At 66.2% G+C, this 22,806-nt stretch carries 24 protein-coding genes; 6 read left to right on the top strand and 18 right to left on the bottom strand.

What is annotated here, in order from left to right:
• Window positions 1–6: 6 nt before the first annotated feature.
• The 9 genes from ACEQZD_RS01480 to ACEQZD_RS01440 form a co-directional block, all read right to left on the bottom strand.
• Window positions 7–3,471, bottom strand: coding sequence for a hybrid sensor histidine kinase/response regulator (locus tag ACEQZD_RS01480; protein ID WP_142947376.1), 3,465 nt, complete (start codon window positions 3,469–3,471; stop codon window positions 7–9).
• 29 nt (window positions 3,472–3,500) lie between these two features.
• A complete protein-coding gene (locus ACEQZD_RS01475; RefSeq protein WP_142947377.1) occupies window positions 3,501–3,722 on the bottom strand; it encodes a hypothetical protein in 222 nt (73 codons plus the stop codon).
• Between the two features lie 13 nt (window positions 3,723–3,735).
• On the bottom strand, window positions 3,736–4,332 hold the full coding sequence (locus tag ACEQZD_RS01470) for a 3'-5' exonuclease (protein WP_370183537.1): 597 nt from the start codon (window positions 4,330–4,332) through the stop codon (window positions 3,736–3,738).
• Window positions 4,333–4,334: 2 nt separating this feature from the next.
• Complete coding sequence (locus ACEQZD_RS01465) at window positions 4,335–6,149, bottom strand: DUF294 nucleotidyltransferase-like domain-containing protein (RefSeq protein WP_370183534.1); 1,815 nt, start codon at window positions 6,147–6,149, stop codon at window positions 4,335–4,337.
• 79 nt (window positions 6,150–6,228) lie between these two features.
• Window positions 6,229–8,025, bottom strand: a complete 1,797-nt coding sequence (locus ACEQZD_RS01460) for a sodium:solute symporter family protein (protein WP_370183531.1) — start codon at window positions 8,023–8,025, stop codon at window positions 6,229–6,231.
• A gap of 31 nt (window positions 8,026–8,056) precedes the next feature.
• A complete protein-coding gene (locus tag ACEQZD_RS01455; RefSeq protein ID WP_067609617.1) occupies window positions 8,057–8,314 on the bottom strand; it encodes a DUF4212 domain-containing protein in 258 nt (85 codons plus the stop codon).
• Window positions 8,315–8,436: 122 nt separating this feature from the next.
• On the bottom strand, window positions 8,437–8,757 hold the full coding sequence (locus ACEQZD_RS01450; RefSeq protein WP_370183528.1) for a hypothetical protein: 321 nt from the start codon (window positions 8,755–8,757) through the stop codon (window positions 8,437–8,439).
• Window positions 8,758–9,018: 261 nt separating this feature from the next.
• Window positions 9,019–9,981 (bottom strand): tRNA-dihydrouridine synthase, encoded by a 963-nt coding sequence (locus ACEQZD_RS01445; protein WP_370183527.1) that lies wholly within the window; start codon window positions 9,979–9,981, stop codon window positions 9,019–9,021.
• Between the two features lie 29 nt (window positions 9,982–10,010).
• Window positions 10,011–10,865: an SDR family oxidoreductase gene (locus tag ACEQZD_RS01440; RefSeq protein WP_370183525.1), complete on the bottom strand. Its 855-nt coding sequence runs from the start codon at window positions 10,863–10,865 to the stop codon at window positions 10,011–10,013.
• A gap of 352 nt (window positions 10,866–11,217) precedes the next feature.
• Between ACEQZD_RS01440 and ACEQZD_RS01435 the strand changes: the two genes are divergently transcribed.
• The 4 genes from ACEQZD_RS01435 to dxs all read left to right on the top strand — a co-directional run bounded on the left by ACEQZD_RS01435 (window position 11,218) and on the right by dxs (window position 14,855).
• Window positions 11,218–11,628 carry a GFA family protein gene (locus ACEQZD_RS01435; protein ID WP_335627996.1) on the top strand — a complete coding sequence of 137 codons (411 nt, stop codon included), beginning with the start codon at window positions 11,218–11,220 and terminating at the stop codon, window positions 11,626–11,628.
• Between the two features lie 94 nt (window positions 11,629–11,722).
• Window positions 11,723–11,959: an exodeoxyribonuclease VII small subunit gene (locus ACEQZD_RS01430; protein ID WP_067609609.1), complete on the top strand. Its 237-nt coding sequence runs from the start codon at window positions 11,723–11,725 to the stop codon at window positions 11,957–11,959.
• Window positions 11,949–12,851, top strand: a complete 903-nt coding sequence (locus ACEQZD_RS01425; protein ID WP_335627998.1) for a polyprenyl synthetase family protein — start codon at window positions 11,949–11,951, stop codon at window positions 12,849–12,851. The genes ACEQZD_RS01430 and ACEQZD_RS01425 overlap by 11 nt, the downstream gene beginning before the upstream one ends.
• An 81-nt stretch (window positions 12,852–12,932) precedes the next feature.
• On the top strand, window positions 12,933–14,855 hold the full coding sequence (dxs, locus tag ACEQZD_RS01420; protein ID WP_370183521.1) for a 1-deoxy-D-xylulose-5-phosphate synthase: 1,923 nt from the start codon (window positions 12,933–12,935) through the stop codon (window positions 14,853–14,855).
• A 20-nt stretch (window positions 14,856–14,875) separates the two neighbouring features.
• Here the strand turns inward: dxs and thiL are convergent, their stop codons facing one another.
• The 6 genes from thiL to ACEQZD_RS01390 form a co-directional block, all read right to left on the bottom strand.
• Window positions 14,876–15,796, bottom strand: a complete 921-nt coding sequence (gene thiL / locus ACEQZD_RS01415; protein WP_370183520.1) for a thiamine-phosphate kinase — start codon at window positions 15,794–15,796, stop codon at window positions 14,876–14,878.
• A 29-nt stretch (window positions 15,797–15,825) separates the two neighbouring features.
• Complete coding sequence (gene nusB, locus ACEQZD_RS01410) at window positions 15,826–16,323, bottom strand: transcription antitermination factor NusB (RefSeq protein WP_142947389.1); 498 nt, start codon at window positions 16,321–16,323, stop codon at window positions 15,826–15,828.
• A complete protein-coding gene (ribE, locus tag ACEQZD_RS01405) occupies window positions 16,323–16,793 on the bottom strand; it encodes a 6,7-dimethyl-8-ribityllumazine synthase (protein WP_067612907.1) in 471 nt (156 codons plus the stop codon). Before ribE ends, nusB begins: the two co-directional genes overlap by 1 nt.
• 10 nt (window positions 16,794–16,803) lie before the next feature.
• The gene (gene ribBA, locus ACEQZD_RS01400) at window positions 16,804–17,913 is read right to left on the bottom strand and encodes a bifunctional 3,4-dihydroxy-2-butanone-4-phosphate synthase/GTP cyclohydrolase II (protein ID WP_142947390.1); all 1,110 of its coding nucleotides are present in this window, start codon (window positions 17,911–17,913) and stop codon (window positions 16,804–16,806) included.
• 66 nt (window positions 17,914–17,979) lie between these two features.
• Window positions 17,980–18,642 carry a riboflavin synthase gene (locus ACEQZD_RS01395; protein ID WP_142947391.1) on the bottom strand — a complete coding sequence of 221 codons (663 nt, stop codon included), beginning with the start codon at window positions 18,640–18,642 and terminating at the stop codon, window positions 17,980–17,982.
• Between the two features lie 100 nt (window positions 18,643–18,742).
• Window positions 18,743–19,162 (bottom strand): GFA family protein, encoded by a 420-nt coding sequence (locus ACEQZD_RS01390; RefSeq protein ID WP_370183515.1) that lies wholly within the window; start codon window positions 19,160–19,162, stop codon window positions 18,743–18,745.
• Window positions 19,163–19,260: 98 nt separating this feature from the next.
• Here ACEQZD_RS01390 and ACEQZD_RS01385 point away from each other — a divergent pair, with 98 nt between their 5' ends.
• Complete coding sequence (locus tag ACEQZD_RS01385) at window positions 19,261–19,893, top strand: nitroreductase family protein (RefSeq protein ID WP_370183514.1); 633 nt, start codon at window positions 19,261–19,263, stop codon at window positions 19,891–19,893.
• A 28-nt stretch (window positions 19,894–19,921) separates the two neighbouring features.
• On the opposite strand, the gene ACEQZD_RS01380 is transcribed toward ACEQZD_RS01385, so the two are convergent.
• The 3 genes from ACEQZD_RS01380 to ACEQZD_RS01370 all read right to left on the bottom strand — a co-directional run bounded on the left by ACEQZD_RS01380 (window position 19,922) and on the right by ACEQZD_RS01370 (window position 22,504).
• Complete coding sequence (locus ACEQZD_RS01380) at window positions 19,922–20,902, bottom strand: NAD(P)H-dependent flavin oxidoreductase (protein ID WP_370183511.1); 981 nt, start codon at window positions 20,900–20,902, stop codon at window positions 19,922–19,924.
• A gap of 171 nt (window positions 20,903–21,073) precedes the next feature.
• Complete coding sequence (locus ACEQZD_RS01375) at window positions 21,074–21,700, bottom strand: TetR/AcrR family transcriptional regulator (protein WP_370183510.1); 627 nt, start codon at window positions 21,698–21,700, stop codon at window positions 21,074–21,076.
• A 102-nt stretch (window positions 21,701–21,802) separates the two neighbouring features.
• Window positions 21,803–22,504, bottom strand: a complete 702-nt coding sequence (locus ACEQZD_RS01370; protein ID WP_335628004.1) for an NAD(P)H-dependent oxidoreductase — start codon at window positions 22,502–22,504, stop codon at window positions 21,803–21,805.
• A gap of 148 nt (window positions 22,505–22,652) precedes the next feature.
• Between ACEQZD_RS01370 and ACEQZD_RS01365 the strand changes: the two genes are divergently transcribed.
• On the top strand, window positions 22,653–22,806 hold a 154-nt coding region (locus ACEQZD_RS01365; protein ID WP_370183546.1), incomplete at its 3' end, for a LysR family transcriptional regulator.

Raw genomic sequence — 22,806 nt, 5'->3', positions numbered from 1 at the left:
CCGCGCCTAGAGCGCGCGCAGCACCTCCAGCAACGCGGCCTCGCTGACCGGTTTCTGCAGAAAGCCCACGCCCTGCTCACGGGCCCGCACGCGCACCTCTGCGCGGCGGTCGGCGGTGATCAGCATCGCCGGCACCACGTCCTCCCAGCAGCCGTCCAGCGCATCGATCACCTGAAAGCCGGTCTCGCCGTCGTCGAGCTGATAATCCACCAGCAACAGGTCCGGCGCCGGCCGGCCCCGGGCTTCCTCCAGGGCGTCGGCGCGGGAGCGGGCGACGATCGGGTCACAACCCAGGGCGCGCAGCAGCGCCTCCAGGCTGGCCAGCAACGCCGGATCATTATCCACACAGAACACCCTCAACCCGGCCACGTCGCGCTGATCGGACACCGCCGGTTCCGGCGGGGACGCCACCTCCGGCTCGCCCACCACCAGCGGCACGGAAACGGCGAACACGGTGCCGCGCCCGGGCCAGGAGCGCACACTGATGCGGTGCTCCAGCAGCCGGCAGATACGGTCGGCGATCGCCAGCCCCAGACCGAGCCCCTTGATCTGTCGGCGCCCCAGTTGCGGCAGGCGCTGGAACTCATGGAACACGCGCGCCTGCTGGTCGTCCGGAATCCCCGGGCCGGTGTCCCAGATCTCGATGGACAGCGTGTCGCCGCGACGGCGGCAGCCGAACAGCACCCGGCCGCGCTCGGTGTAACGCACCGCATTGGAGAGCAGATTCTGCAGCACCCGACGCAACAGCGCTTCGTCGGTGCGCACCTGCAGATCACTGAACACGGTGCGCAGGGTGAGCCCCTCCGCCCGCGCCAGCACGCTGAACTCCTGCCCCAGTTGCTGCATCAGCGGGCGGACCGCCACGGTGCGCGGGTGCGCCTGCATGGTGCCGGTGTCCAGACGGCTGATCTCCAGCAGCGCGGAAATAATCTGCTCGGCGGCACGCAGCGAGCTGTCGATATGCCCCAACACTTCCCGCTCATAGCCGAACGCCTCGTCCTTGCGTGCCAGACGCTGGGACAGGGACGAGGCAAACAGCTGCGCGGCGTTCAACGGTTGCATCAGGTCGTGGCCGGCGGCGGCCAGGAAGCGGGTCTTGCCCTCGTTGGCCTGCTCCAGCTGGCTGTTCAGTTCCGAGAGCCGCCGGGTGCGCTCGGAGACCATCTGCTCCAGGTTCTCGTTGATCTGGCGCAGGGCGATTTCGTCGCGCTTGCGTTCGGTGATGTCCATGTAGGTGCTGACGAAACCTCCGCCCTCCATGGGGTTGCCGCGCACCTCCACGATCACGCCGTTGGGCAGCTCCCGCTCGAAGCGGTGGGCGCTGCCCTCGCGCAGCAACTGCACCCGTTTATTGACGTCCTGCTCCAGGTCGTCGCCGGCGTAAAAGCCGCGCTCGGCGTTATGCCGGTAGACTTCCTCGATGGGACGGCCCAGGCGGATAAAGCCCTCCGGGTAATCGAACAGGTTCACGTAGGCCTGGTTCCAGGCGACGATATTGAGGTCGCGGTCGACCACGCAGATGCCCTGGCTGATGGTCTCGATGGTGGTGCGCAGCAGCTGGTGGTTGAACTGGATCAGCTGCGAGGCCTCATCCATGATCCGCACCATGTCGTCGCGGCGCACGTTCTGCTTGCTGAGCAGCGAGCCCATCACAATGCGGGCGGTGGACGCGCCCATGGCGCCGGCCAGCAAACGCTCCACGTAGCGCACCAGATGCAGCGGCGCCGGCAGCGCCGGGTCCTCCGATATCTGGCGGCGCTGCAGATAATCAAAGAACAGCGCCCGCGCGCGCGGGTGGCCCAGGCCCCGCTCACACACCTGCAGCAGCTCGCCGGTGGTGATCAGCGGGTGGCCCATGCCCTCGCGCCACCAGTCGGTGGGGGTGTCCACGAAGCGGGTGGCCTGAGTGTCGTCCAGCGGCGCCTGGGTGGCGCGGCGGGACAGCCACACATAGGCCAGCAGATTGAGGCTCAGGCTCCAGAACACACCGTGGGTGAGCGGCTCCAGCCCCTCGATGGCGAACAGCGCATTGGGCCGCAGTATGCCCAGCCCCAGCAGACCGGCCCGGTTGAGGTAATCCACCCACTCCACCGGCAGCATCAACGGCAACAGCAGGCAGTAGCCCCACACCAGAAAGCCCACCGCCAGGCCGACAAAGGCGCCGCTCTGGTGGCCGCGCCGCCAGTAAAGCCCGCCCAACAGCGCCGGCGCCAGCTGCGCCACCGCCGCGAACGACAGCAGGCCGATGCGCGCCAGCCCTTCAAAACGGTCGATCAGAATATGGAACAGGAACGCCAGCGCCAGCATTACCACAATGCTCAGCCGTCTGAGCAGGCGCACCTGGTTACTCAGGTCCGAGAGTTCCTCGTCGCCCTGGATCCGGTACTGCACCCAGGCGGGCATCAGCACCTCGTTGGTGAGCATGATCGCCAGCGCCATGGTGGACACGATCACCATGCCGGTGGCCGCCGCGATGCCGCCGATGAACGACAACAGCAGCAGCCCCTGATTGTCGGCCGCCATGGGCAGCGACAGCATGTACATATCCGGCTGCGTGGAGCCGGGCTGGGTGATCATGCCGGCGGCCACGATCGGCAGCACGAACAGGGCGAACAGGCCCAGGTAGGTGGGCAGCACCCAGCGGGCGGTGCGCAGGTGCTGCAGGTCGTTGTTTTCCACCACGCCGGCATGGAACTGGCGGGGCAGGCAGATGATCGCCAGCATCGACAGCAGCAGCGCGGTGACGAAGCTCTGCGAAAACAGGGCCGGCTCGAACACGGAGCGGATCGCCGGCACGTCACGGACCCGCTGCCACATGTCCACCGGGCCGTCGAAGATCGCGAACAGGCAGAACAGGCCGATGATCACGAACGCCACCAGCTTGATGAAGGATTCAAAACTCACCGCCAGCATCAGCCCGGACTGGTGCTCGGTGGCGTCGATATGGCGGGTGCCGAACAGCAGCGTGAAAATCGCCATCAGGGTGGCCACCACCAGGGCGATGTCCGGCGACGGCGCCACCTGGGGGCCCACCACATGCTCGAAGGACAGGGTCACTGCCTTGAGCTGCAAGGCGATGTAGGGCAGCACGCCGACCACCGCCACCAGGGTCACCAGCACCGCCAGTTGCCGGGACTTGCCGTAGCGGGCGGCCATGAAGTCGGCGATCGAGGTGATGTGGTGCTGCTTGCCCACCGACACCAGCTTATAAATCAGCTCGCCGCCCAGCAGCATGGTGAGGATCGGACCCAGATAAATGGGCAGGTAGGTCCAGCCGTTGCCGCTGGCCTCGCCGACGGCGCCGTAAAAGGTCCAGGAGGTGCAGTACACGCCCAGGCCCAGGCTGTAGGTCCAGGCGTTATTGACCACCCGCAGGCCGCGCCGCTCGGCGCGGTCCCCCCACCAGGCGATCACGAACAGCACCATCACATACAGCAGGGCGAACACACCCAGCTGCCAGAGACTAAACAAGAGAGCGCCTCCGTCCGATCATCACGGCTTTACCACTGAAACAGCACCGCCACGAAACGCAACACCACCGCCAGAATCATCACCAGCAAGCCGGCGCGCTGGATCTTGAACTCGGTGACCGACAGCGCCATGCCCCGGCGCCAGAAACGCAGCACCCCGCCCCAGTCGCCGGTGCGGCGGATGTATTGACCGTAGGCCACCAGCACCAGCAGCAGGCCCAGCGCCAACAGCGCCCCTTGCAGGTATTGCATTGTTATTCTCCGTTTATGGTTCGCTTTTCAGCTTCAAGTACATCAAGGCGGCGGTGGTGGCGTCGCCGCGGGCGCTGTGCCGGCCGATCACCGGCACGCCCAGCTCACCGGCGACGCGCTCGAAACGCAGGTCCGGCAGCGATTCCGGATTGCGATAATGGTGCCGCCGCCGATACAGGTCGGACAACTCGATCACCGGGTTGGGCAGGTCGAACCCCAGGGACGCACGCAGATAGCGGTTGATAATCCCCAGATCGAAATCCAGACACCAGCCCACCAGCGGCCGGTTGCCGATAAAGTCGAGCAGGTTGCGCAGGCCTTCTTCCACCGGCACGCCGTCGTGCAAGTCCACACCGCGCAGACCGTGAATGCAAATCGACTCGCCGTCCAGGCTGGCCGGCCGCGCCATGCGCAGGTCCAGCGCCGCGCCCGCCTGAACCCGGCCGGCGCTGACCGGTACCGCGGCCACCGAGACCAGCTCGGCGGTGCGGGTGTTCAGCCCGGTGGTTTCGCAATCCAGCGCCATCACTTCGTCGCCCGGTGGCGCCGCGAACAAATGACCATAGGGGCCCTTGCCGTGGCGCCGCCGTTGCACAAGACGCTTCAACATCGTTAGTACTCCAGATGAAAACGCCGGGTCAGGCGCTTCTTGAACTCATTGACCACCTGCAGGGACTCCCTGAGCAGGTCTCTCTCCAACGGCGACAGCGCCTGTATCAGCAGTTGGTTGTTGCGGCCCTCTTCATCGTTGCCCTCCAGACGGGCCAGCTGCTGCTTGAGCCGCAGCTCCGCGAACAGCGCCATGGACTCGCCCAGTTCCTCGGCGAAGCCGGTCTCCATATGCCCCGCCTCCACCAGCCTGTCGAGCCGGCCGAAGGTACCGGTCTCACCGACGCGGTGTTGCAGGGACATGGCGCGCACCCCGTGCACCACCGGGAACAGGCCGCCCTTTTTGATATCGATGCCCTGCTGGGGCTTCTTCAGGGCGCCGAACCAGTTCAGCGGGGTGGAGAACTTCAACAGCGGCCGGGCAAAGCGCGACAGGATCAGATCGTTGTTGCTGCATACCCGGAACAGGTCCCGCCGCAGCTCATCAACCAGCTCGGTGCGCCCCGCCGCCGGGTGCGCGTCGAGCAGAATCGCCAGGTTCATCATCGAGGCGTCGTCGCCCTGCTTGGCCCAGCGGCCGATGCGTGCCTTCCAGTCGGTGGCACTGCCCACCCACTCCGGGTTGGACACCATGATATTGCCCGGACAACGGGGGTAGCCGAGGCGCAGCAGGGTTTCGGTGAACCGTTGCATGTGCGCGTCGCGTTCCGGCCAGTTCTCCGGATCGTCGACGATCAGGGCGTTGTCCTGGTCGGTCTTGAGGATCTGCTCGCCCCGCCCTTCACTGCCCAGCACCAGCAGGCAGCCGTGCTCCTGATGGCTCTCCGGCACCACGAACTGGAACGCCTTGCTGATGATGCGTCCGTTCAGCGCCGCCAGCAGATCCATGGCGAAGCGCATCTTGACGCCCTGCGCCATCAGCGCCTGGATCAGTTCCGGCAGACGGGCGCTGGCCATCGCCAGCGCCTCCAGGTTGTCCGCCTTCTCCACTTCCAGCCCCACCACGTAGGAGCGACTGGAGAAGAAGCTGAGCACATCGGTGAGCTCCACCACGCCCACCGGACGGCGGCCGTCCATGACCACCACCCGCTGCACCTCGTGGCGGGTCATGCTGACCAGGGCGGCGAACAGAAACTGATCCGGCGGCACCGTCACCAGCTCGAAACTGGCCAGCGCCAGGGCGCGGGAGTCCGGGGTCAGGCCGTCGTTGACCAGGCCGCGCAGCAGGTCGGTTTTGGTGATCACGCCCACATGACCGTCGCGCTCCATCAGCAGGCTGTCGGCGTTGTGCTCGTTAAGCGCGGCCACCGCCTGGGCGATGGTGCCGCCGCTGTCGAGTATCAAAGGCTGGCGCATGCATTGATGCACCTTGGCGAGCATAAAGCCCGCCATGGTCACCCCGCCCTCGCGCCGCTCGGCAAGAAGCTGGTTCTTGCTGGCGAGGCGCTGGCGGAAGTAATCGTCGAATTCTTTCTGATCCTGGCACAACGACTGGAACAGGTCGGCCGGTATCAGATAACACAGAGTTTCTTCTTCGGTAATAAACCGGTAACGGCTGCGACCGTTAAGCACGCTGAGCGCGCCGAACAGATCACAGGCACTGTAGACACCAAGCCGTCCCGCCTCCGCGGGAAGGGTCGGGTCCAGTTCCAGAACCGCGCCTTTGTGAACCATATAAACAAACTGCGCCGGATGGCGCGCTTCGATAATCACCGTACCGGCTTCGAAGTACGCCATTTCCATGGCGTTCTCGAGACGGTGGCGGTGTTCCTCGTCCAGCAATGAAAACGGTAGTTGGGTAAAGTCCACGTCGATCATGGCCAGGTCCTGAACGGAGATCGGGGCCGCGCGGATACGCGGCCCCGATATTCAGCTTACTCCGTTTGTAGTAGCGCCGTTAGTGGGCGGAAGCCCCGCCGGCGCCACGCGGTACGCGGATGTCTTCAACGATATGCTGGATGTGCTCCGGCGGCGGCGCGGTCACACGGGATACCGCGAACGCGACGATAAAGTTGAGGACCATACCGACGGTACCGATGCCCTCCGGTGATACCCCGAACAGCCAGTTCTCGGCGCTGTTCAGCTCCGGCGACACGAACTTGAAGTACACGATGTAGGAGAAGGTGAAGGCCAGGCCTACCGCCATACCCGCGATCGCGCCCTCTTTGTTCATGCGCTTGTAGAAGATGCCCATCAGAATCACCGGGAAGAAGCTGGCCGCGGCGAGACCGAAGGCGAACGCCACCACCTGCGCCACGAAGCCCGGTGGATTGATACCGAAGTAACCGGCGATCAGGATCGCCACCACCGCGGCCAGACGCGCCGCCAGCAGCTCCTGTTTCTCGGAAATATCCGGTTTGAGCGTTTTCTTCAGCAAGTCATGGGACACCGCCGACGAGATCACCAGCAGCAAGCCGGCCGCCGTCGACAATGCCGCGGCCACGCCACCGGCGGCCACCAGTGCGATCACCCAGGCCGGTAGATTACCGATCTCCGGGTTCGCCAGCACGATGATGTCACGGTCGACATACACTTCGGCGTCGTTATCGTTGATCTCATTGGTGACCACGCGCTGACCGTGGGAGCCGGTCACTTCGTCGCGGTCACCGGCGAAGGTCGGCGTGCCCTTGAAGGCGGCGCCGGCGGACATCTGTACCCGGCCGTCGTCGTTCTTATCCACCCAGCCGATCAAACCGGAGTTTTCCCAGTTATAGAACCAGCCCGGCAGCTCTTCGTACTCGGTCTGGTGCACGGTTTCGATCAGGTTGGTACGCGCGAAGGCGCCGACCGCCGGAGCGGTGGTGTACAGCAGGGCGATAAACAGCAGCGCCCAGCCGGCACTGATACGCGCATCACGGACCGTGGGTACGGTGAAGAAACGCACGATAACGTGAGGCAAACCGGCGGTACCGCACATCAGCGCGGCGGCGATGAAGAACACATCGATGGTGGACTTCTGACCTTCGGTATAAGCACCGAAGCCGAGATCCTGAACAATGCCGTCCAGTCGCTCGAGCAGGTAGACACCGGTGTCGTTACCGGCGGCGTCCAGTACCGTGGCGCCGAAGCCGGTCTGCGGCAGCACATGGCCGGTCATCAGAATGGACAGGAACACCGCCGGTACCAGGAAGGCGAAAATCAGCACGCAGTACTGGGCAACCTGGGTGTAGGTAATCCCCTTCATGCCGCCGAGGACGGCGTAGAAGAACACAATCGCCATGCCGATCACCACGCCCATGTTCACGTCCACTTCCAGGAAGCGGGCGAACACGATACCCACGCCGCGCATCTGGCCGGCCACATAGGTAAAGGAGATAAAGATCACGCAGATCACCGCGACGGTACGCGCCACGTTGGAATAGTAACGATCACCGATGAAGTCCGGCACGGTGAACTTGCCGAATTTTCTCAGGTAGGGCGCCAGCAGCATCGCCAGCAACACATAACCGCCGGTCCACCCCATCAAATACACCGAGGCGTCGTAACCGGAGAAGGCGATGATACCCGCCATGGAAATAAACGATGCCGCGGACATCCAGTCCGCCGCGGTGGCCGCGCCGTTGGCGATCGGAGATACACCGCCGCCGGCGACGTAGAAGTCTTTCGTGGATGACGCCCGCGACCAGATCGCGATGCCGATATAGAGCGCGAACGAGCCACCGACGAAAAGATACGTTAGTAGTTGAACATCCATCTCTTGGTCCTCTTTGTTATTTTCGCGGCGCTCACTCTTCGTGGACGTCGAATTTTCGGTCGAGCTTGTTCATGGTGAAGGCGTACATCCAGATCAACACCAGGAACACATAGATCGAGCCCTGCTGGGCGAACCAGAAACCCAGTTTGAAACCGAAGAACTGAATGTTATTGAGTGCATCCACGAACAGGATGCCGCAGCCGTAGGACACTACGAACCAGATGATGAGATAGGTGAAGATGAGCTTGAGATTAGCGGCCCAGTAGGCACGGGCGTTTTCTTCTCTCATTTGTTTACCCCTTTGCGCACTGACAAACACGGGACCCGCGTTGACACGGGCCAGCTGGCTCAAGAGTAAACAAAGGTGTGTTCAGCCACAGTATGACTTTAGTCGAAGGGCCTGGAGCGGGTTCAGCGGACGTAAAGCGCGCGCATCAGCCAGTCGTTCAGCGACACCACCGTGCCGCCCTTGTGCAGGGCTTCGATAAAACTGTCCTGAAGATCGCACAGATCGCCGTTGAGAAATTCCGGCTGCAGCACCCCCCCGTGGGAGACCTGCACGTCTTCCCAGCCGAAACGCCCGGCGACTTCTTCCACCAGTTTAAAGTCGTGGACGCTGTAACGGGGACGACGGCAAAACACAATCAGAACGTAGCGCTCCCCGGCTTCGTATTCCGGTTCCATGGCTCTGGTCGCCTCACCCTCGGCGAAAAAAGCGTGTACCTCGTACATGTTCCGCTCTCCTGCAAAACCCTGTTCACATAACCGCCTTTTAAGGGATAGCACGGACCATGCCGGTGTCGTGATCGAAAAAAGGTTAAAGGCCCCCCTAAAAAAATGAAAACATGCGGCGGGGGACGCCGAGGGTATGGCGGAGAAGCGCTCATCGCGGGGCTTACAGCGGCGGCCGCTTGCCCGGAACCGGGCCCCAAACCGGGCTCCGAGAGGGCTGAAACAGGCCTCGAAAGGGCCTTTGGAAAGGCAGGTTTCGGCCTAAAAAGATACAACCTGGCCGTCGTTGTTTCCCCCTGACTCGCGCTCCAGAATGGCGCGCAGATCCGCCAGCCGCGTCTCGCGCTTCACCGACTCCATCAGCGGCCCCGCTTGCGGCCAGCGCCGGCGGCTGTAGCTGAGCCATTGCTTGACCCGGCCGCACAGCTGCGCCTCGCTGCCGGTGCCGACGATGTCGGCGCCGAAAGCACGCAATACCGCCAGCACTTCCGGCCAGCCGGCGGGTTCGCCGCCCGCCACTTCGCGGGTCAGCAACGGGTTGGCCACCGCGCCGCGCCCCAGCATCAGATCCTGGCAACCGCTCTCCGCCTGGCAGCGGCGGGCGTCCTCGAGGGTCCATATTTCGCCGTTGGCGATCACCGGCAGAGTGACCCGCTCACGGATGGCGCCGATCCGGTCCCAATAGGCCGGTGGCCGGTAACCCTGCCGCTTGGTGCGGCCGTGCACGGTGAGCCAGGCGGCGCCGGCCTCCTGCACGCCCAGAGCGTTATCCAGCGCCAGATCCATGTGCTCGTTGCCGAGCCGCATTTTCACCGACACCGGTATGTGGGCGGGCACCGCCGCGCGCACCGCCCGGGTCACCGCGTGCACCCGCTCCGGCTCATCCAGCAGGATGGCGCCGCCGCCATGGCGGTTGACGATCTTCGCCGGGCAACCGAAATTGAGGTCGATGGCCGGCGCCCCCAGTGCCACCGCCTGGGCGGCGTTGTCCGCCATGCTCACCGGGTCCGAGCCCAGCAACTGCAGATGCACCGGGGTGCCGGAACGGGTGCGGGCGCCATCGCGCAGCTCCGGGCACCAGCGGTAGAAGACACGGGGCGGCAACAGCTCGCCGCTGACGCGCACGAACTCGCTGACACACCAGTCGTAGGTGCCGACATCGGTGAGGGCCCGGCGCACCCAGAAGTCCGCCAGACCCTCCATGGGGGCGAGGATCCGTTTCATGGGCGCGGATTCTAGCACCCATGGGCCGCTCAGGTGTTAAGGATCACCCCGCCGTTGACGTGCAGGGTCTGGCCGCTGACGTAGGAGCCGTCGGCGCTGGCCAGATAGACATAGGCCGGCGCCACTTCGCTGGGCTGGCCGGCCCGGTCCATGGGCACCTGACCGCCGAAGCGGGCCACCTTGTCCTTATCAAAGCTGGCCGGAATCAAGGGCGTCCAGATCGGCCCGGGCGCCACCGCGTTGACGCGGATGCCCTGATCCATCAGCGCCATCGAGAAGGAGCGCATCAACGCCTGAACCGCACCCTTGGTGGCGGTGTAATCGAGCAGCGTCGGGTTACCCTTGAACGCGTTGATCGAAGAGGTGGCGATGATGCTGTCGCCCTCCTTCATATGCGGCAGCGCCGCCTTGGTGAGATAGAAATGGCTGAACACGTTGGTGCGGAAGGTGCGCTCCAACTGGTCGTTCTCCAGCTCGGTGATGTCCTTCCAGTCGTACTGCTCGGCGGCGTTGTGCACCAGGATATTCAGGCCGCCCAGTTCACTGAGCGTGCGCTCGACGATCGCCTGGCAAAAGGCGGGGTCGCCGACGTCGCCGCGGATCAGCGCGCAACGGCGCCCTTCGGCTTCGACCAGGCCGGCGGTCTCGCGGGCGTCGGTTTCCTCGTCCAGGTACACCAGGGCGCAGTCGGCCCCTTCACGGGCGAAATGCAGCGCCACCGCGCGGCCGATGCCACTGTCGCCGCCGGTGATCACCGCCACCTTGCCGAGAAGCTTATCGGAGCCGCGATAGTCGTCGCGGATGTATTCAGGCTCCGGGGCCATGCGGTGTTCGTCGCCGGGTTGCTTGCGTTGATGCTGGGGTGGGAAATGGGTGTCACTCATGGGGGCTCTCCATCCATGCCGGGGATCGAACGGCCCGCGTCCGGCGGGCCGGAATAACACCTTCAGCATAGGAGAAGGCCGCTCACCCCGACCATCACCGGGAGGTAAAATCATCAATAAGGATGGGGGCAGCAGAGAAAGGAGCCCCGCCGGCTCCGCAAGCGAAACGCCATAGATTAAGGAGATCAGAGGAAGAAGCCGCTTGCGACGACCCGGCGGGCATTTCACTATAGGACGGCGCCCGGCGAGGCGGAAGGGCGTGTTTAGACCCTTTTGGAATCAACCGGAACTGCTCATTACGGCGCCACCCGTTGTGAGCACTCACACACCTCCAGAGTCAGGAGTTGCGCCGATGACCACCTACGAAGGCGGCTGTTTGTGCGGCCAGGTCCGCTACCGGATCAGCGGCCCGTTTCACCAGTTCCACCTGTGTCATTGCTCGCGCTGCCAGCGCTTCAGCGGCACCGCCCACGCGGCCAATCTGATCGCCGCCGCCGACGCGCTGGAATGGCTCAAAGGCGAGGATCAGGTGCGCCGTTTCGACCTGCCCGAAGCGAAAAGCTTCGCCCGGGCGTTCTGCACGCAGTGCGGCAGCATGGTGCCCCATGAGAAACGCGATGGCAGCGGCGTGATCGTGCCCGCCGGCGGACTGGACCAAACCCCGGACCTGGACCCCAACGATCACATCTTCTATGCCGACCGGGCCGGTTGGTACGACACCGGCCTGGGCGCGAAGAAGTACGACGGGCCGCCCGGCGCCTGAAGCCAGGGCCGGCGGCCGCCCCAATTGACCCCCCGGCGGTGCTGAAGTATGTTGCGCCGGCCATCCCACGAGGTCACCCGAGGTTATCGCACACATGGCCAAAAAGACCCCGCAACTGGAACAATCCCTGGACAGCCTGGAAGCCCTTGTGGAACGCATGGAGTCCGGCGAGCTGACCCTGGAAGAATCCCTGCAGGCGTTCGAACAGGGCGTCAAACTGACCCGCGAGTGCCAGCAGGCGCTCAGCCAGGCGGAGCAGAAGGTGCGCATCCTGCTGGAGCAGGACCCGCAAGCCGAGCCGGTGCCTTTCGAAGGCCGCGATGACCAGTAACCTCAACGCCCTGGACCCGCTCAACGCCACCGTGCGCGCGCGGCTCGACCAGGCCCTGCGCGACCATCTGCCGGACCCCGCGGCCAGCGACGCCCCGCGCCTCGCCGAAGCGATGCGCTACGCGGCCCTGGCCGGCGGCAAGCGGATCCGCCCGATGCTGGTGTACGCCGCCTGCCGGCTCGCCGGCGGCAGCCTGGAACAGGCCGACGTGCCGGCGGTGGCGGTGGAGCTGATCCACGCCTACTCCCTGGTCCACGACGACCTGCCGGCGATGGACGACGACGACCTGCGCCGGGGCCAGCCCACCTGCCACCGCGCCTTCGACGAAGCCACCGCGATCCTCGCCGGGGACACCCTGCACACCTTCGCCTTCGAGCTGCTCAGCCGCGCCGGCGACTACCCGGACGGCGCCCGCGTGGGCATGGTGCGCGCGCTCACCCAGGCCGCCGGCGGCGCCGGCATGGCCGCCGGGCAGATGCAAGACATGGCCGCCCACGGCCAGCTGCAGGACGTGGCCGCCCTGGAACGCATGCATTACCTGAAAACCGGCCGCCTGATCACCGCCAGCCTGACCCTGGGCTACCTGGCCGCCGGCCGCCCGGACGCCGAGCTGGCGCGCAATCTGACCGCCTACGGCGACGCCATCGGCCTGGCGTTCCAGATCCAGGACGACATCCTCGACGTGACCATGGACACCGAACAGCTCGGCAAACCCAGCAAGTCCGACGAGAAGCACGGCAAAAGCACCTTCCCGGCCCTGCTCGGCCTGCAGGCCAGCCGCGAGCGCGCCCAGGCCCTGTGCCGGCAGGCCCGCGCCGCCCTCGCCGGCTACGGCGACGCAGCCGGTCCGCTGCAACAATTGGCGGACTACATCGTGCAGCGGTCTCACTAGATCACTGACGACGGGCCCCAAGGATCGTTATAATGCCCTCCCCTTGCCAAGCCGACGCCGACTGATTCAGGCTCCCAACCAATGCAAAAGACGTTTACCGACATTCCGCTGACCCGCCCCCACACGCCGTTGCTGGACCGCATAGGCGCGCCGGCGGACCTGCGGCGACTGCCCGAAACGGACCTTGAGCAGATGGTGGACGAACTGCGCGCCTACCTGCTCTACGCCGTGGGTCGCGCCGGCGGGCACTTCGGCGCCGGCCTCGGCGTGGTGGAACTGACCGTGGCCCTGCATTACCTGTTCGACACCCCCTACGACCGGCTGGTGTGGGACGTGGGCCACCAGTGCTACCCGCACAAGATTCTCACCGGCCGCCGCGACGAGATTCTCACCGTGCGGCAGCAGCACGGCCTGTCCGGCTTCCCGAAACGCACCGAGTCGGAATTCGACACCTTCGGGGTGGGCCACTCGTCCACCTCGATCAGCGCCGCGCTGGGCATGGCCCTGGGCGCCGAGCAGGCCGGCGACAAACGCCGCACCGTGGCGGTGATCGGTGACGGCGCCATGACCGCCGGCCAGGCCTTCGAAGCCATGAGCCACGCCGCCCACACCCGCGCCAACCTGCTGGTGATTCTCAACGACAACACCATGTCGATCGGCCACAACGTGGGCGGGCTGGCCAACTACTTCGCGCGCATCTGGTCGTCCAAGACCTACATCGCCCTGCGCGAAGGCGGCAAGAAAGTGCTCTCCGCCATGCCGGCGGCCTGGGATTTCGTGCGCCGCACCGAAGAGAGCATGAAGAACATGGTCAGCCCGGACATGCTGTTCGAGGCGATCGGCTTCAACTACATCGGCCCCATCGACGGCCACGACATCGACGAGCTGACCGCCACCCTGGAGACCATGCGCGACCTGGAAGGGCCGCAACTGCTGCACGTCTACACCACCAAGGGCAAGGGCTTCGGCCCGGCGGAAGCGGACCCGGTGGGCTACCACGCGATCAACAAGATCGAGCCCAAGGCGAAAGTGGAAGTGGCCAAACCGGCCAAACCGAAGAGCCCCAAGTACCAGGAAGTGTTCGGCCAGTGGCTGTGCGACCTGGCCAAGCAGGACCCGCGCCTGATCGGCATCACCCCGGCCATGTGCGAAGGCTCCGGCATGGTGGATTTCGCGCGCCGTTTCCCGGAGCGCTACCACGACGTGGCGATCTGCGAGCAACACGCCCTGACGCTGGCCGGCGGTATGGCCTGCGAAGGCCGCAAACCGGTGGTGGCGATCTACTCCACCTTCCTGCAACGCGCCTACGACCAGCTGATCCATGACGTGGCGCTGCAGGACCTGGATGTGACCTTCGGCATCGACCGGGCCGGCCTGGTGGGCGAGGACGGCGCCACCCACGGCGGCGTGTTCGACCTCGCCTACCTGCGCACCGTGCCGAATATGATCGTGGCGGCGCCGTCGGACGAGAACGAGTGCCGGCAGCTGCTCTACACCGCCTGGCTGCACGAGGGCCCGGCGGCGGTGCGCTACCCGCGCGGCACCGGCCCCGGCGCCAAAATCGAAGACACCATGACCGCCCTGCCGATCGGCGAAAGCCGCACCCTGCGCCAGGGCAAGGGCGACGTCGCCCTGCTCGCCTTCGGCGCGCTGGTGCCGGCCGCCCTGGAGGCCGCCGAGAAACTCGACGCCACGGTGATCGATATGCGCTGGGTGAAGCCCCTGGACCGGGGCGCGGTGCTGGACGCCGCCGCCCGCCATGACCTGGTGGTGACGCTGGAAGACCACCAGCGCATGGGCGGCGCCGGTTCAGCGGTCAACGAGCTGCTGATCGACGAAGGCGTGGTGGTGCCGGTGCTCAACCTGGGCCTGCCGGATCACTTTATCCACCACGGCAAGCGGGACGCGCTGCTCGCCGAGCACGGCCTGGACGCCGCCGGCATCGAAGCCAGCGTGCGCCGGCGCCTGAAGCGTCTGCACGACGCCCTGCCCCACCGCGCCTGAGCCGGCCTGCCCGGCCCCGACTAAAAGTGCCGCCAGCCCCCCGGTCGGGCGGGCTCGGTGCGGCCGTCCGGGTAACGCAGCAGAATCGGCCCCTTCTCGGTGATCATGCCGATGTCGCTGGTTCCCGGCGGCAGGGGCCGGGCGTCCGGCCAGGTGAACAGCAAGCAGTAGTCGTCGCCGCCGGTGAGCTGCAACGGGTAACGGTCCGCCTCGTCCAGGGCCGCCAGCTCCTCGTTCACCGGCAGCGTCGCCAGATCCAGCTCGGCACCCAGCCCGCCGCTCGCCTTGAGGATATGCCCCAGGTCCTGCAACAGGCCGTCGGAGACGTCGATGGCGGCCCCCGCCCGGCCCACCAGGGCGGCGCCCAGATCCAACGGGAAAGCGGGCCGGGCCAGGTGGCGGGCGCTCACCGTGGCGCGCTCGCCGGCCTGCCAGTGACGCAACCCCAAACCGCCCTGCCCGGGCACGCCGCCGATCGCCAGACGCTGGCCGGCGCGGGCGCCGTCGCGGCGCAACGCGCGGCCCGACGTCACCGCGCCGGTGGCCTGGATGCTCACGCTCAAAGGCCCACGGGTAACGTCACCGCCGACCAGCGCGATGCCGGCCCGGTCCGCCAGATCGAACATGCCCTGGGCGAAGCCCGCCAGCAAGGCCTCGTCGGCCTGCGGCAGCGTCACCGACAGCAGGAACCACAGCGGGCGCGCGCCCATGGCGTAGAGATCGGACAGATTCACCGCCAGGCAGCGGTGGCCCACATCGGCGGCGGGCAGGTCGTCGGGGAAATGGTGGCCGCCGAGGCTGGTGTCCAGGGTCATTACCAGCTCGTCGCCGGCGGGCGGGAGCAGCAGGGCCGCGTCGTCGCCGGGGCCCAGCACCACGCCATCGCCCGGCGGGTGGTCCGGGCGGCGGAAGTAGCGTTCTATCAGAGCGAATTCATTCATAATCAAACGCTCCCTTTGTTATGCCACGGTCAGTCCTTGTCCGCTCCATCGTCGTCCGGGGCCTGCCGGGACGCGGCGGGGCGGTGGGCGGTCTCGGCGGAACGCAGCCGCCGCGCCAGTTTATCCAGCACGCCGTTAACGTACTTGAAGGAGTCGTCGGCGCCAAACACCTTGGCCAGCTCGATGCTTTCGTTGATCACCACCCGGTAGGGCACATCCAGACGCTCCTTGAGCTCGAAGGCGCCGATGCGCAGCAGCGCCTTCTCCACCTGGGACAACTCCTCCACCCGGCGATCCAGGAACGGGCGCAACGCCTCGTCCAGGCCGCTCACTTCGGCGGGCACGCCGTGCAGCAGGTCGTGGAAATAGGTGCGGTCCACCTTCTGCATATCGTTGGCGGCCAGGAACTGGGCCTCGATATCGCTCAGCGTGGCGCCGGCGAGCTGCCACTGGTACAGCGCCTGCAACGCATAGCGGCGCGCCTTGCGGCGCGCGGCGGGGGAAGACGGTACGGCGGACTGGGTCATTAAAGCGCCTTGAACAGAGAAACCATTTCCAGAGCGGACATCGCGGCCTCGGCGCCTTTGTTGCCGGCCTTGGTGCCGCTGCGCTCGATCGCCTGCTCGATGGACTCCACGGTGAGCACACCGAAGGCCACCGGCACGCCGGTGTCGTTCTGCACCGCGGCGATGCCCTTGGCGGCCTCACCGGCCACGTACTCGAAGTGGGCGGTGCCGCCCCGGATCACCGCGCCCAGCGCGATCACCGCGTCGTAGTCGCGCTTTTCCAGGATCTTCTTCACCGCCACCGGCAGCTCCCAGGCGCCGGGCACGCGGATGATCTCAATGTCATCGCGGGCCACGCCGTGGCGCACCAGGGTGTCCACCGCACCGGCCAGCAGCGCTTCCACCACGAAGCTGTTGAAACGCGCCACCACCAGGGCGTAACGGCCGCCCACGTTGTTCAGAGTGCCTTCGAAGGTTTTGATATCGTGCATGTGTTTTTCCTTAGCCGTCCGCTTCCACGTATTCGACGATCTCCAGGTCGAAACCGGAAAGCGCGTTGAATTTCATCGGTGAGCTGAGCAGGCGCATCTTGCGCACGCCCAGCGCCTTGAGAATCTGTGAGCCGGTGCCGATGTTGCGATAGGTGCGCGACTCGCCCTTGGGCTTGTTGGCGGTGCCGTCGAAAAACGCCTGCAGGCGGTCCAGGGTGGGCTCGGAGTCCTCGTCCTGGCCGAGGATGATCACCACCCCGGTTTCCGCGTCGGCCACCGCTTCCAGCACCCGGTGCATGTTCCAGCCGGTGCGGCCGTTGAGCTTGGCGCTCATCAGATCGCGCAGCGGGTCCACCTGGTGCACCCGCACCGTCACTTCCTTATCCTCGTGCACCTCGCCTTTGACCAGGGCGATGTGCACGTGGCCGTCGACGGTGTCGCGGAACGCCACCAGCCGGAATTCACCGTACCAGGTGTCCAGCGGGTGCTCGGACACCGGCTCGATGGTCTGTTCGTTGAGCGCGCGGTACTGAATCAGGTCGGCGATGGTGCCGATCTTGATGCCGTGCTCCTGGGCGAAGCTCTCCAGGTCCGGGCGGCGCGCCATGGAGCCGTCCTCGTTCATCACTTCGCAGATCACGCCGGCGGCCTCGCAGCCGGCCATCACCGCCAGATCGCAGGACGCCTCGGTGTGCCCGGCCCGGCGCAGCACGCCGCCCGGCTCCGCCATCAGCGGGAAAATATGCCCCGGCTGGACGATGTCCGACGCCTTGGCGTGTTTGGCGGCGGCGGCCTGCACGGTGCGCGCCCGGTCGGCGGCGGAAATGCCGGTGGTGACGCCCTCGCGGGCCTCGATGGAGACGGTGAACTTGGTGCCGAAGCCGCTGCCGTTGGCGCGCACCATCAGCGGCAGATCCAGCTGCTCGCAACGCTCCTTGGACATCGGCATGCAGATCAGGCCGCGCCCGAAACGCGCCATGAAGTTGATCGCCTCGGGAGTGACGTGTTCGGCGGCCATCACCAGGTCGCCTTCGTTTTCCCGGTCCTCGTCGTCCATCAGGATCACCATCTTGCCCTGACGGATGTCCTCGATCAGTTCTTCAATGCTGTTCAGTTGCATGAAACCTACCTTTTAATGCACGCCGCGCGTGCCGGTGTTTGCGCGCCCTCGGGCGACCGCCGCGAGCTACTTCAGGAAACCGTGCTCGGCCAGGAACGACATGGACACGCCCTCCGAACCGGGCCGGGCGGCGCGCTCGCCGAGCAGCAGCCGCTCCAGATAGCGCGCAATGATATCAACTTCCAGGTTCACTGGCGTCCCCGGTTTCCAATCCTGGATGGTGGTGACGTCCTGGGTGTGGGGAATAATGTTCAGCGAGAACAGCGCGCCGTCCACGCTGTTCACCGTCAGGCTGATGCCGTCCACGGTGATCGAGCCCTTCTGGGCGATGTAGCGGGCCAGCTCCGCCGGCGCCTCGATGTCGATGCGCACCGAGCGGGCGTCCGGGGTCATCGCCTTCACCGTGCCCAGGCCGTCCACATGGCCGCTCACCAGGTGCCCGCCCATGCGCGTGGAGGGCGTCATCGCCTTCTCCAGGTTCACCCGGCTGCCGCTCTTGAGCTGCTTCAGGGAGGTCAGCGACAGGGTTTCGCCGGACACATCGGCGCTGAAGCTGTCGCCGCCGGCCAGGGCGGTGACCGTCAGGCAGACGCCATTGACGGCGATCGAGTCACCCAGCTTCACGTCGCCGAAATCCAGCTCGTCGCTGTGGATACGCAGCGTCACGTCGCCGCCACTGGGCGTCAGCGCCGCCACATGGCCCTGGGCCTCGATGATGCCTGTAAACATGGTTTGCCGCTCCTGCAGAGACACGCGGGGAGGAAGGGGCGCCTATCATAAACGTCCGGCGGCGGCGGGCCAAATGCGCACACCGCCGCCGGGGGGCCGGTCAGCGCTTTCCGGCCGGGTCGGCCATTCCTTCGTAGCAGGGCAGATCGTCCAGAATCGGCCACCAGTTGGCCTTGGAGCCGGTGTAGGCGTGAAACACCGGGCGCGCCTCCAGGGGCTCGTTGAACAGCCCGGCACGGACCCGCAGCACGCCGGGCAGGTCGGCCTTGCGGCTGTAGACCGGCGAGCCGCAGCGCCCGCAGAAGGCGCGGAACTTGCCCGGCGAGGACTCGTACTCGGTGATCAGCTGGCGACCGCTCAGCAGCTCGAAGGCCGTCTCCTCCACCGGTGTGTTGGTGGCGAAGGGGGCGCCCTGGGCCTTGCGGCACTGCTGGCAATGGCACACCTGAATCGGCGCCAGGGGGCCGCGGACTTCGAAGGCGATGCCGCCGCACAGGCAGCTTCCGGTGTAGGATTGCACGATCTTTCTCCGTGTTGCGGGTGTGGACGCTGTGCCTCGATACCGGAGAGGATAACGGCTTACCCGCGAACCGGCACTGTTTCGACACTGGAGTCCCCATGACGCTTGAAGACGCCCTCAACTGGCGCTACGCCACCAAACGCATGACCGGGGAAAAGGTCCCCGAGGAGAAAGTGGAGCGGATTCTGGAGGCGGCCCGGCTGGCGCCGTCGTCCTTCGGCCTGCAGCCCTACACCCTGCTGGTCGCCGAGCCGCTGGAACTGCGCCAGCGCATCGCGCCGGTGGCAATGAACCAGCCGCAGATCACCGAGTGCTCGCACCTGATCATCTTCGCCGCCTGGAGCCCGGTCACCGAGGCCCAGGTCGAGGAGATGGTGGATTTGATCGCCCGCGAGCGCGACCTGCCCCGGGACGCGCTGGCCGGGCTGGAGAACACCGTGAAAGGCAAGGTGGCCGGCTTCGCCTCCGAGGAAGAGGGCTTCCAGTGGGCCGCCCGCCAGGCCTATATCGGGCTGGGCATGGCCCTGGCGGCGGCAGCCATGGAGCGGGTCGACGCCTCGCCCATGGAGGGCTTCGATCCGCCCGGGCTGGACCAGCTGCTGGGCCTGCGCGAGCAGGGGCTGCGCAGCGTGGCGCTGATGGGCCTGGGCTACCGGGACACCGACAACGACCGTCAGGCGGGCCAGAAAAAAGTACGCCGGCCCAGGGAAGCCCTGGCCCGGCGTCTTTAGCGGCTGGCGCGCGCTCCCTGAGAGCGCGTTACAAGCGGTAGTAGCGCTTGGCGTCCAGCGCCTTGGCGGCAGCGTGGTACTCGTCGGCGAGCTGGTCGACGATATTGGCCGCCGGGCGCACCGCGTCCACCACGCCGATGCCCTGGCCACAGCCCCAGATGTCTTTCCAGGCCTTGGCCTTGGAGCTGCCGCCGGAGCCGAAATTCATCGCCGAGGGGTCGCTTTCCGGCAGGTTGGCCGGATCCAGCCCGGCCTTGGCGATGGACGGCGCCAGGTAGTTGCCGTGCACGCCGGTGAACAGGTTGCTGTAGACGATATCGGTGGCCTTGCTGTCGACGATCATCTGCTTGTAGGCCTGGTCGGCGTTGGCCTCCTCGCTGGCGATGAACATCGAACCAATGTAGGCGAGATCCGCGCCCATGGCCTGGGCCGCCAGCACCGAGGAGCCGCTGGCGATGGAGCCGGACAGCGCCAGCGGGCCGTCGAACCACTGGCGGATCTCCTGGATCAGCGCGAACGGCGACAGCTGACCGGCGTGGCCGCCGGCGCCGGACGCCACCGCGATCAGGCCGTCGGCGCCCTTCTCGATGGCCTTGCGGGCGAAGCGGTCGTTGATGATGTCGTGCATCACCGTGCCGCCCCAGCCGTGCACCGCCTGGTTCAGCTCTTCACGGGCGCCCAGGGAGGTGATCACCATCGGCACCTTGTACTTCTCGCACAGCTCCAGGTCTTTCTCCAGACGGTCGTTGGTCTTGTGCACGATCTGGTTCACCGCGAACGGCGCGGACGGCTGGTCCGGGTGATCCCGGTCCCAGGCGGCCAGCTCCTCGGTGATGCGCGCCAGCCATTCGTCCAGCTGCGACAGCGGCCGCGCGTTCAACGACGGAAACGAGCCCACCACCCCGGCCTTGCACTGGGCGATGGTCAGGTCCGGGTTGGAAATAATGAACAGCGGCGAGCAGATCACGGGCAGCCGCAGACGTTTGGCGATTTCCGGGGGCAGAGACATGGCGATTCCTGTTAAGTGGGTGACATTTACTTTGTAAATCTTTCGAATTCGGGCAAACCGGGATCGTGCTCTGGCACGGCGACCGGTTCGGAAGGGAAATATTTACAACGTACATTTTATAAAATCAAGCGCTTCCTGACTTCGACTCCCACCCGCCGGTGAGCGATTCGGTCAGGATTCGTCCTCCCGACGCGGCGGCGACACCGCCATGCCCGCCAGCAGCGTGCGCATGGTCTTCTTGCGCAGGGTGTCCGCGTCTATCTCGCCGCCCAGCCGCCCGGCCATGTCCAGCACCACGATACCGTGCAGGGTGGACCAGAACATATAGCCGATCAGATCGGCGTCGCCGTCCATCATCCCCTCGCGGATCATGTCGCGCACATAGCCGACCATGGTCTCCCGGGCGCGGCGGCTGGCGCGCACCAGTTCCGGGTAGCGGCTCTCGTCGACCTGGGAGATCTCCGACATCAGCTGGTAGGCCGCCGGATGCTCGGTGGCGAAGCGCACATAGGCGTCGCCGATGGCGCGGGCGCGCTCGCGGGCGTCGCTGCCCTGGGCCAGCCCCGCCTCCAAAGCGGCGGCGAAGCGGTCCAGCGCGGCGGCGCGCACGGTGGCGAGAATCTCGTCCTTGTCCTGGAAATAGCGGTACGGCGTCATCGGGCTGACGCCCACCCCGGCGGCGATCTGCCGCATGGTGACGTTATCCGGCCCGCGCTCCACGAACAGCTCCGTGGCCACCTCGCAGACGCGCTCGCGGAAGGCGGCGATCTCCTGGTCGGTTTTCGGCTTCTTGGGCAACGGGGCGCTCCATGGTCTGCGGGCACAGGGCCGGACGGCAAAGGCTTACAGTGTAAACCAAACGCCGGCGCACCGGCACGCCCGGGCGCCCCGCACCCCACGTCACGCGGACACCGCCCGCGGCACGGCGAAAGCGTCCCGCTGCAGCCGGGTCACCAACCGCTCCACCTCGGCCAGGGCGTCGCGGATCGAGGCGTCCAGCCGCTCGCCGCCTTCCTCCTGGTGCTCGATGGCGATCTCGTGGAAGTGCTCGATGCCGATCAGCTCCAGAGCGGTGCGCACGCTGGCTTCCAGATGGTTCATATGCGCCAGCGGGCCACCGGCGCCCAGGCCGTACCCGCCCCGGGACGACAGGATCACCGCATGGCGCGGCCGGTCGTTCAGCAGCGGGCCCACCGGATGCTCCACATTGGCCGGATCAAAATAGATGGTGCGCTCCACGCGCACGATCTGGTCGATCCAGGCCTTGAACGCCGCCGGGTAGCTGTAGTTGTACAGCGGCACGCCCAGCACCAGCACGTCGGACTGGATCACCTCGTCCACCAGGCTGTCGCTCTCCGCCAGCACCTGCTGCAGGGCGGCGGGGCGCTGCGTCGACGGCGTAAAGGCGGCTTCGATCCAGTCCACGGTCAACAGCGACGGGGGCCGGACGCCCAGATCCCGGCGCGTCACCGCGTCCCTCGGCCGGGCGGCTTTCCAAAGCTCAATGAAGTGGTGGCTCAGCCGGCGGCTGTGCGAGCCGTGCTCGTGGGTGCCGGAACGTCCGGGGCGGGGGCTGGCGTCGAGGTGCAGTAAGCGGGTCATGGTGTTATCTCCGGTTCAGGGTTGGCTTGCAGGTGATTTGATCTCACTCCTGCTTGACAGGCTTCCCATGAAACCGGAGGCTCGGGGCAGCGACAAACGATGAATTCTTGCCTTAACGGCAAAATAAAACTCATCCATAAGGCACCCCATGAGCGCCCGCAAACTGCCCTCCCTTTCCGCCCTGCGCGCCTTCGAGGCGGCGGCCCGCCACCGCAGCGCCAAAGCCGCCGCCCAGGAACTGTCGGTGACCCCCACCGCCATCAGCCACCAGTTGCGGCAGCTGGAGGAGTACCTGGGCGTCG

Origin of the sequence: Alloalcanivorax sp., from assembly GCF_964221125.1 — a bacterium.
Taxonomy (GTDB): Bacteria; Pseudomonadota; Gammaproteobacteria; order Pseudomonadales; family Alcanivoracaceae; genus Alloalcanivorax; species Alloalcanivorax venustensis.
This window is presented reverse-complemented; position numbering and strand designations above follow the sequence as displayed.